The 7419-nt window shown below is 69.7% G+C and carries 9 protein-coding genes and 1 pseudogene; 7 read left to right on the top strand and 3 right to left on the bottom strand.

Annotated features, from left to right (window positions below):
* The 5 genes and pseudogenes from ACFFNX_RS36055 to ACFFNX_RS36075 all read left to right on the top strand — a co-directional run.
* Window positions 1-366: pseudogene (locus ACFFNX_RS36055) on the top strand (hypothetical protein); the annotation flags it as partial.
* Between the two features lie 170 nt (window positions 367-536).
* Window positions 537-956 carry a roadblock/LC7 domain-containing protein gene (locus ACFFNX_RS36060; RefSeq protein WP_378210474.1) on the top strand — a complete coding sequence of 140 codons (420 nt, stop codon included), beginning with the start codon at window positions 537-539 and terminating at the stop codon, window positions 954-956.
* Window positions 953-1315 (top strand): DUF742 domain-containing protein, encoded by a 363-nt coding sequence (locus ACFFNX_RS36065; RefSeq protein WP_378210476.1) that lies wholly within the window; start codon window positions 953-955, stop codon window positions 1313-1315. Before ACFFNX_RS36060 ends, ACFFNX_RS36065 begins: the two co-directional genes overlap by 4 nt.
* A 19-nt stretch (window positions 1316-1334) precedes the next feature.
* Window positions 1335-1910: a GTP-binding protein gene (locus tag ACFFNX_RS36070; RefSeq protein ID WP_378210477.1), complete on the top strand. Its 576-nt coding sequence runs from the start codon at window positions 1335-1337 to the stop codon at window positions 1908-1910.
* Window positions 1907-3181: a cytochrome P450 gene (locus tag ACFFNX_RS36075; protein WP_378210478.1), complete on the top strand. Its 1275-nt coding sequence runs from the start codon at window positions 1907-1909 to the stop codon at window positions 3179-3181. The genes ACFFNX_RS36070 and ACFFNX_RS36075 overlap by 4 nt, the downstream gene beginning before the upstream one ends.
* Before the next feature lie 58 nt (window positions 3182-3239).
* On the opposite strand, the gene ACFFNX_RS36080 is transcribed toward ACFFNX_RS36075, so the two are convergent.
* On the bottom strand, window positions 3240-3959 hold the full coding sequence (locus tag ACFFNX_RS36080) for a helix-turn-helix transcriptional regulator (RefSeq protein ID WP_378210479.1): 720 nt from the start codon (window positions 3957-3959) through the stop codon (window positions 3240-3242).
* 120 nt (window positions 3960-4079) lie between these two features.
* On the opposite strand from ACFFNX_RS36080, the gene folE reads away from it, so the two are divergent.
* Window positions 4080-4673 carry a GTP cyclohydrolase I FolE gene (folE, locus tag ACFFNX_RS36085; protein WP_378210481.1) on the top strand — a complete coding sequence of 198 codons (594 nt, stop codon included), beginning with the start codon at window positions 4080-4082 and terminating at the stop codon, window positions 4671-4673.
* Window positions 4674-4692: 19 nt separating this feature from the next.
* Here folE and ACFFNX_RS36090 read toward each other — a convergent pair whose 3' ends face one another.
* Together ACFFNX_RS36090 and ACFFNX_RS36095 are read right to left on the bottom strand one after the other, a co-directional pair.
* Window positions 4693-5277, bottom strand: a complete 585-nt coding sequence (locus ACFFNX_RS36090) for a TMEM165/GDT1 family protein (protein WP_378210482.1) — start codon at window positions 5275-5277, stop codon at window positions 4693-4695.
* Window positions 5278-5503: 226 nt separating this feature from the next.
* Window positions 5504-6958: a sulfatase family protein gene (locus tag ACFFNX_RS36095; RefSeq protein ID WP_378210483.1), complete on the bottom strand. Its 1455-nt coding sequence runs from the start codon at window positions 6956-6958 to the stop codon at window positions 5504-5506.
* Between the two features lie 196 nt (window positions 6959-7154).
* On the opposite strand from ACFFNX_RS36095, the gene ACFFNX_RS36100 reads away from it, so the two are divergent.
* A partial coding sequence (locus ACFFNX_RS36100) for a hypothetical protein (protein ID WP_378210484.1) occupies window positions 7155-7419 on the top strand: 265 nt, incomplete at its 3' end.

The following is a 7419-nucleotide window of genomic DNA, read 5'->3' on the forward strand; positions in this document are numbered from 1 at the left end:
CGCCGTGCCGAGACCGTCGCCGGCCGGGCCGACGACGCTCCGGCCGCCGCCGCGACCCTCACCGTGCCGGCGGACGAGCCCGCGCCTGCCGAAGCGGCCGAGATCGGGTCCTCCGCCGATGCCGCGTATCCGTCCGGTGCGGCGCAGGCCGAGGGCGACACCACCGGGGAGAACCTGATCGCCGGACTGCCGAAGCGCCGGCGGGGACAGACGCTCGCGGCGGCGTCGGCCACGCCCGCCGAGGCACCGAAGAAGAAACCCGCCAAGCCCGTTGACCCCAGCGCCAGGTTCAGCGCCTTCCACGAGGCCGGCCGTCGCAAGCGGACGGCGAATGACGCGCACGTCTCCGAGCCGGACGACTCATGACCGAGCGGAGCGGAGGGAATCGAAGGCACGGCCCGATGGCCACTCCCTCCGACGAAGAAGGTCTCATGACCGCGCGGCTCCCCCGCCAGGCCGGAATGTAACGACGAAAGATTGGAGGCAGGGGGCACGCCTCCGGCGCGGAGACCCGGAGCACCTTCCCCGATGAGCCGATGAAGACCACAGATCGCGACCTCGACTGGCTGCTGGAGAACCTCCTGGAGAGGACGCCCGAGACCCGGCATGCCCTGGTGCTGTCGAAGGACGGCCTCAAGCTCTGCCACACGTACGGGCTGAGCGTCGACCAGGCCGACCAGCTGGCCGCCATCGCCTCGGGCATCCAGAGCCTCGCCTACGGGGCGTCCGCGGAGTTCGGCGACGGCTCCGGCGGCCTGCGCCAGTCCATGACGGAATTCCACGGTGGGCTGCTGTTCATCGTGGAGGCCGGTGAGGGCGCCCACCTGGCCGTCGTGGCGACCGATGACGCCGACGTCGGCCTGATCGGGCACAACATGCACGAGCTCGTCGAACAGCTCGGCGAGTACCTGGTCGCCGCGCCCCGGCAGTCACAGCAGGACACCGGCGCGCGATGACACGGTCCGTCGACAGGGAGAATCCGGACCGGCTGTACATCGTCACCGGCGGTCGCAGCCGGGTGGACGAGAGCTCGATCGACAGCGTCTCTCTGATCGTCAGCGAGTGCGACCCGACGCCGGGCATGCAGTCCGAGCACGCGAAGATCCTCCGCATGTGCACCGGCCCCAAGGCGGTCGTGGAGATCGCGGCCGACCTCGGGCTGCCCGTCAGCGTCGTGAAGATCCTGTTGTGCGATCTGCTCGACACCGGCCGGATCACCGCGCGCCATCCGTCCACCTCCGCCGCCCCCGCCAAGACCAAGCTCCCCGATTCCGCCGTCCTGAAGCAGGTGCTCGTTGGACTTGAAAAGCTCTGACCAGGTCATCAGTGCGCCGTTGCCGAGCACTGTCAACAATGCCCTGAAGATCGTTATTGTCGGTGGCTTCGGCGTCGGCAAGACGACCATGGTCCGCTCGGTGAGCGAGATCCGGCCGCTGAGCACCGAAGAGATCATGACGCGAGCCGGCGTCGGGATCGACGACGCGGGCGGCGTACAGGGCAAGACCACGACCACGGTGGCGTTCGACTTCGGGCGGATCACCCTGAACGACGAGATGGTCCTGTACCTGTTCGGGGCCCCGGGTCAGCAGCGGTTCTGGTTCCTGTGGGACCGCCTGTTCTCCGGGACCCTCGGCGCGGTCGTCCTCGTGGACACCCGGCGCGTCCAGGACTCCTGGTACGCCATCGACCGTCTCGAGCACCACGGGATGCCGTTCATCGTCGCCCGTAACGACTTCGGCGGGCCCTCGCACCGTCCGGAGGACATCCGGGAGGCGCTCGACCTGTCCGAGGACGTCCCGCTGATCGACTGCGACGCCCGGGAGCGGCAGTCCAGCAAGAAGGTGCTGATCACCCTCGTGAACCACCTCTACAGCCTGTCGATCGCGCGGGAAGGCGAACAAAGGTCATGACCGAGCCCGAGTCGCTCACCGCCCCGGCCGACGTACCACCGGCCGGCTGCCCCGCCCACGAAGGCGTCCTGTCGCTGTACGGAGAGCGGTTCCTGCGGAATCCGGCGGAGCTGTACCGAGAGATGAGGCAGGAGCACGGGCCGGTCGTCCCGGTGGTGATCGAAGGCGGCATCCCGGCCTGGTTCGTGATCGGTTACCGGGAGCTCCACCATGTGCTGAGCAACCCGGAGGTGTTCGCCCGCGACTGCCGTCGCTGGAACCAGTGGCCGAACATCCCGCCCGACTGGCCCCTGATGCCGTTCGTCGGCTACCAGCCCTCCACGCTGTTCGCCGAGGGGGACGAGCACCGGCGCCGGGCGGGCGCGATCAGCGACGGCCTGTTCGTCGTCGACCAGTTCGACCTCCAGATGCAGTCCGAGAGGATCGCGGACGAGCTGATCGACACGTTCGTCGGTGCGGGCGAGGTCGACCTGATGGCCGAGTTCGCGCACCCGCTGCCGCTCCTGGCCGTCGCCAAGATCTTCGGCCTGCCCGAGACGGAGACGCCCGGCCTGCTGCGGGACATGATGACCACGGTCAACGGCGACGAGGGCGCGCTCGACGCGTTCCAGGGCATCTACGCGGCCATGCGGCGGCTGGTGGCGCACAAGAGCGACCAGCCGGGACCGGACTTCACCACCCGCATGCTGAACGACCCCGTCGGCCTGACCGAAGAGCAGCTCATCCAGGACCTGGTCCTGGTGGTGACCGCCGCTCAGCAGCCGATGGCGTACTGGATCGGCAACACCATCCGGCTGATGCTGACCGACGACCGGTTCTCCGTGAACCTCGCGGGCGGCCGCCGCAGCGTCGGCCAGGCGCTCAACGAGGTGCTGTGGGAGGACACCCCCACGCAGAACTACGTGGGACGCTGGGCCGCCCGGAACATCCAGCTCGGCGGGCAGCAGATCAAGACCGGCGACCTGATCATCCTGGGCCTCGCGGCGGCCAACAGCGACCCGCAGGTACGCCCCGACCCCGAGTCGGCCACCGCCGGGAACCACGCCATGCTGTCGTTCAGCCACGGCGAACACCGGTGCCCGTATCCGGCGCCGGAGCTCGCCGAGGTCATCTGCCGGGCCGCCGTCGAGGTACTCCTCGACCGGCTCCCGGACGTACTGCTCGCGGTGAGCCCCGAGGAACTGGAGTGGTCACCGTCCGTCTGGATGCGCGGCCTACTCTCCCTGCCGGTCACGTTCACCCCGTCGTACGTCACCGGAGGCATCGGCTGACCACGCGAGGCCTGAACACCACGCGGCCGCACGGCGGGGGCTTTGAGGCGGGCCTGGTCTAGGTACCGGCGGGTGAGATGCGGACGCAGCACTCGCCCGGCCGTGGGGCCAGGGTCGCGCGCAGGGCGGTGGCCTGGAGGCCGTCGAGGTAGCCGGTCAGGAAGGCTTGGGTCATGGCGCACACGAGGTCGGGCGCCTTCGCGGTGAGCGGCTGGAACGGGCAGTTGTGCAGCCGGAGCCTCGTGGTCGTTTCGCGGATGGGCTCGAAGCCGTACCGCTCGAGCATGTGTTCGCAGATCGTCACGCCGCGCTCCGCCCCCAACCGTCCCGGGCGTGTGGTCCGGCGCTCGGTCGTGCCGAGGTCGCGTCCACGTTCCGCGGCCACGCGTACCGCCGCCTGCCGGGCGTCCTCGGTCTGGGCCTCGGTCAGGACGGCCTCCATGAGCATGTCGGCGAGGAGCTCGTGGCGGCGGTCGGGAATGGAAAACTGGACCGTGACGCCGGACGGCTCGTAGAGCTTGGGCCGGCGGCCGGCGCGGTGCAGGCTGCCCGCGTGTTCGTAGTGGGCGCGGAGCAGGCCGGCGTCGACCAGTTTGTCCAGGTGAAACGCTGCCAGCTTCCGGGAGACCCCGACGCCGGCGGCCGCCTCGTCCCGGGTCACGGGCCGGCCGGCGCGGCGGACGACGGCGTACATGCGCCGCCGGGTCTCATCGCCCAGCACGTTGACGGACTCCAGCGCGGTGTCCGCGGTGACGGGCGAGCTCGCATCGGATCCCACACCACCCACGGTAACGCCTGCCGGCATAGGTGCAACGTCTGACGACGCCCACCACAGCTGGGCTTCTTGACCTCACGCACTAATAAGACCAATACTTGTTGGCGAAATGAGGTGACCCGTGTGAGCACTACCGCGCTGCGCGTCGTCCAGGAGACTGACGGCGTGGACCTGGCCGCGGCCGAGCAGGCCGCCGCCCGATTCCTGCACGCGCTCGGCATCCGCACCGACTCCGAAGGCCTGCGGCGTACACCCGAGCGGATGGCCCGGGCGTACGCCGAGCTGTTCAGTCCCCGCCCGTTCGACCTGACGACCTTCCCGAACGACGAGGGGTACGACGAGCTCGTGCTGGCCCGTGCCATTCCGCTGCGATCGGTCTGCGAGCACCACCTGCTGCCGTTCGTCGGCACGGCGCACGTCGGCTACCTGCCCGGCCGGCGGATCCTGGGCCTGTCGAAGCTGGCCCGCGTCGTCGAGCACTTCGCCTGCCGCCCTCAGGTGCAGGAGCGCCTGACCAAGCAGGTGGCGGACTGGCTCCAGGAACAACTGGAGCCCCAAGGCGTGGGCGTGGTCATCGAGGCCGAGCACACCTGCATGACCCTGAGAGGCGTCCAGGCCACCGGCGCCACCACTCTGACCTCGACACTGCTCGGCGCGCTCCGCACCGACGCACGCTCCCGCAGCGAGTTCCTCTCCCTGGCCGGGCTGCCCGGCTAGGTTTCGCCGGGGTCGGACGTCAGCCGCGTATCGCGCTCACGATGCTGAAGACAGCCATGATCGCCATGACGGCGGCGGCGACGCGGCTGATCCACGTGATCGGAATCAGGCGTAGCAGGTTGCGGCCTCCCGCGATGGCCAGACCGGCGACCGCCCACAGGCCCAGCACGCTGCCGATTCCGACAGCGAGTGGATCGTCGTACTTGGCCGCGAGGTTCGCCGTCACGATCTGCGTGAGGTCACCGAACTCGGCGACCAGGATGACCATGAAGCTCATGAACGCGACCCGCGGCGGCGTCGCACGCCGTCCGCCCGGCAGGCCGTGATCCTCGTCCTCCTCATGCCGTCCGCGCAGCAACAGCACCGCGCCCAGCAGGAAGAGCGCCGCGACGACGCCCTCCAGGATCCGGTGGGGCAACAGGCTGAGCAGACTGCCCGCCGCTACCGCCAGAGCCGCGTGCACCGCGAAGGCCAGCGCGACGCCGACGAACACGTACAGCGGGCGATACCGCGAACCCAGCACCAGGCTGGCCAGCGCGGTCTTGTCCGGAAGTTCGGCGGGGAAGATGATTCCGAACACGGTCGCCATGACGGCGATGTTCAAACCGGCTCCTCGGGGGGCAGGCCGAGCCGGAACGCAGGGGACGCTTCGGCACGGCAGTTGGGCAACTGCGGCCGAAGGTCTCGCTCAGCACGCCGCCGCGATGGCCCGTGCCCCGGGCGCCGGATCCGCGGAAGCGGACCAGTATGTCGACGCACCGGTGAGGGAGCTACTCCCCTTCGCCGACAGGAACGTTAGCAGACCGGCCCATCCCCCGGTCGAGGCCCGATCAGCCGAGGCGTGCGGCGATGGAGCAGCGACGGCTGCCATGGCAGGTGCGCAGGCCGTGGAGCGTCCGTTGGAGCTGGGCGAGCCGGTCCGGCGGCAGGGTCGCCACCGTGTTGTCGAGCTCGTACGGATCGGTGCGCAGGTCGTAGTACTCCCGGTCGCCGTCCTTGTACTCGACGTAGAGCGCGTCCAAAGTGCGGATCGCGGTGTAGGAGGGTGGGTTTCCGCTGGCGGGCCCGGGACGGTCGGGATCGTCCTTGGACAGGCTGGGCCCGTGGTGCTCGACGAGGACCGCGCCGGGCGCGTTGGCGTCGCGTTCGCCGCGTAGAAGGGGGACCAGACTTCTGCCGTCCACCGACGCCGGAACGGGCGTCCCCGTGAGCTCTTCGAACGTCGGGGCCAGGTCCGTGTTCTCGGCCAGCGTGGCGTCGCTGCCGGCCCGTACGGAGGGGCCGGCGACGATGAGCGGCACCCTGATGTCGGTGTCGAACGCCGTGGTCTTGCCCGGCATCAGCCGGTGTTCGCCCATGTGGTAGCCGTTGTCGGAGCTGAACACGAAGTAGGTGTTCTCGGCCAGGCCACGCGCCTGGAGGGTGGACCGGAGCCGGCCGACCATGCGGTCGACCGCCTGCACCGACTGAACACGGCGGACGTACTGGGCGTTGATCTTAGCGAGCTGGGAGCGCTTGAGCTTGCGATAGCTCCGCAGCCACTGCGGCTTGTCGGTGATGTCGCTCTCGTTGAACGCCGGTCCGCGTGGGGCTCGCGCGTCCAGGAACCTGTGGCTGTCGCGCGGCGCCGGGGTCGATGGCAGGTGCGGTGCGAAGGAGGCGATCTCCAGCAGGAACGGGGCGTGTTCCGCCGCCGACCGGTCGATGAACGTGGTCCCCTTCGCGGACAGCACGTCGGTGAGGTAGTCGGAGGGAGAGGTCCCGCCGGTGCTCAGGGCGCCGTTCTCGTTGAGGATGTAGTGGAAGCCGCCGTACCCGCCGGTGCCCACGCCGTCCCACTGGCTCCATCCGGGCGGCACGTAGGCGGTCTTGTCATAGCCGTTGAGGTACTTGCCCATCATCGCCGTGCGGTAGCCGTTCGCCCGCAGCGCGACCGCGAACGTCTGGCGGTCCTTGCCGGCCTTGGTGAACTTGTTGAAGCCGCCGTTCGGTCCGCCATTCGTATAGACGCCGGTGTCGTGCGGGAACTGGCCGGTGAAGATGGAAGAGCGGGACGGGCAGCAAAAGGAGTCGGTGACGAAGTAGTTGGTGAAGGACCGGCCCTCCTGCTGCAACCGCTGGACGTTCGGCATGTACTGGAGCAGGTCCGTGGACAGATCGTCGGTGAGCACGAACACGATGTTCGGCCGCTCCGCCGGAGCGGGCGTCCGGCGCCCGGCGCCGCCCTTCTGGGCCGGAAGCGGATGAGCGGCACACCCCATCAGCACCAGAAGCAGACAGATCACGATCGTTCGAACGACAGGCCGGAAGCAGAGCACGAGTGGTCAGCCAAGCGCATGAGATCACGCCGGGGGCACCTCGCCCGCCGACGTGCGGCCATTGTTCATCCCCGCGCCGATTCGCGTTTCCGTTCTCGACGGTGAACCGGCCGCGCGATGACGGGCGGCGAAATGTCCGCCGTGACCGCTAGGTTGCGGTGCCATGGTCGAGACGGTGAGCGTTCTGGTCGAGTGGCGCGAGCACATTCATCCGCGGCGTGGCGGTGTCGCCGGGCCGCGGGTCGTGGTCGACGAGGGCGCCGCGCTGAAGGCGCGTGAATGGGAGCGCGCGGCGCGCCCGATCGCCGAGGAGATGCTGGGGCACGAGCGCACCGTCCCGGAGCTCGGCCGGGCCGTCCGGGCGTGGCTGGACGGTGAGCCCGACCCGGTCGGTGCGGCGGCCGTCGCCGCCGTCGTGGTCAGGCACC

This window comes from Actinoallomurus acaciae, from assembly GCF_042429965.1.
Taxonomy (GTDB): domain Bacteria; phylum Actinomycetota; class Actinomycetes; order Streptosporangiales; family Streptosporangiaceae; genus Actinoallomurus; species Actinoallomurus acaciae.